The organism is Alteromonas sp. KUL106, from assembly GCF_009811415.1.
In the GTDB taxonomy this organism is placed as follows: domain Bacteria; phylum Pseudomonadota; class Gammaproteobacteria; order Enterobacterales; family Alteromonadaceae; genus Alteromonas.
The window spans coordinates 1-1,886 of record NZ_BLIG01000075.1; the positions used below are offsets into that span (position 1 = coordinate 1).

Below are 1,886 nucleotides of genomic sequence, written 5' to 3' on the forward strand. Positions count from 1 at the left end.
GGTGCGGCCAACCACGTAGTGCAATGCTTTTTTACGGAAAACTGTCCATATAGCCATTGCCAGAATAAACCCCCACAGTAATGTTTGAAGCCCATAAAGCCCATATTTACTGACGAAGACTATAGCAGGTATGAAAAACAGAAATAAGCGTATAAATTCATTTTTGTAGCGCCAAGCAATCGAGTGAATAGCACAACAGTAAATACCGATAATAGAGCCAATAACGTAAACAAAAATAGATGGCATTTGCCAATAAAACGAAGCAACAAAAGTAGCAACGAACAGAAGCAGAAGCCAATGAGAGTTTGTAATAGTATTTATATAAGGTCCAGAATCCGTCTTATTACCCATAAGCACCTAACGCCCCGATAACGGGCGAATATTTGCTGCGTAAATGGCGAAGCCGCAGCAAGTAGGCGTCCCAGCGAGCGTAGCGAGTGTGTTGATCGGTTTGTTATAACTACTCATCCTTATCACCCAATAAAAGCTGTCTTAGCATTGGGCGAACTACTGCGAGAATAAGAACAATGATAACTAATCCACCCACAACAAGTTTAACTAATTGGAGAAAAGCTGGATGCTCCCAGACTTTGCCATTTACTTCTTTTTCTTTCTGTTGCTTTATGAATTCATCATATGCTTCGTTTAAATCGCTATGCTTAGTTATATTTGGATATTCAATAACAAAGCCTCTTTTCGCGAGAGCTACTCGCGCTAAATCAGATTTTCCTCTGTCTACATATAGCATGTGATTTTTGACATCCGAGTAATACTTGATGTCTTCTTGATCTAGAACGTCCACTATTTCAACGGAGTCTACAAGCCGCATATCTTGAATTAGAGGTCTATATATTGGGCTATCTGTTCGCGCCCAAATCAGTACAAAAATAGCAACGGTTACCGAAAAAACTAAAGCAAATATAAGTTGAATTTGTTTACCTAGGGAATTTGAAATTTCATCTCTCCTTGAATAAAAATAACCACTATCGCTAAACGTAGTTATAACGGCCCGCTTAGGGGCAATAACACGTGGGCTAAAATTGGAGCAAAGCGACTGAGCCCACGTGTTATTGTCCCAGGGAGCTTGCGACCGACTACAGCGGTTTGTTATATGGCACTTTTAAACTACCTATGCACTATTTTTGAAGTAAAACTTGGATTAATGTTCTTAAATTGAATAAATAAAACAAAGCAACAAGAAAAATTGTAGAAACCAAAAAATATGACTTGGTGTAGTCGGCAGTCCAACCAAATGCGACGGACAGAATACCACAAAGCACAGCCGAGCCTACTACTGTGAAAAAAGGAATAGTTAGCAAATATTGCAGTAAAAATTGTTTCTTGCTTAGCACTTTAAAATCTTCGTCGCATGAATAATGAGTGAGAATCAACCGAATGGCTTTAAAAGCCTACTGACATATAACACCCGCATAAGCGGCACGAAAACGTAGCGGCGTTTAGGTTAAAATCGCGAAGCACAAAACTAAACGCCGCGTAGTTTTTGTGTCCGAGCGAGCCTGCGAGCGACTTGATGCGCTTGTTATGTGCGACTGAAAAACATCCTATCATTGCTTTTCACTGTTATCTGGAACAGGGCCAAGTATGATATCCCATATGTTTTTACGCCAAAACGAGTCTGGGCCAATTGTAGTAAATACGACAGCACTCACTAGAGAAAACAACGAATAGCCAACAAAGAAGAGAGATAAAAGATATATAACAAAAATATGTATCTCCGAACCGCGACGGCTAGAGACAAGTTCTATTCCACTACCTACATTTTCTAAAATTAGTAACGAAACGATAGTAGTAATCACTAGGTAAACTAGGCTTCGTTTTATTTCTTTATTCAAATTGGCCTAAACCTTTTCATTGAAGTACATAAC

Annotated in this window: 1 protein-coding gene and 1 pseudogene; both read right to left on the reverse strand. The window is 39.2% G+C overall.

Translation table 11 applies throughout. The features are described from left to right. Positions 1–351 (reverse strand): hypothetical protein (locus GVO63_RS19670; protein WP_236552223.1); only part of this gene is annotated, 351 nt, incomplete at its 3' end. 343 nt (positions 352–694) lie between these two features. Beyond that, positions 695–1,111 (reverse strand): annotated as a pseudogene (locus GVO63_RS19795) (hypothetical protein); the annotation flags it as partial. Positions 1,112–1,886: the final 775 nt, after the last annotated feature.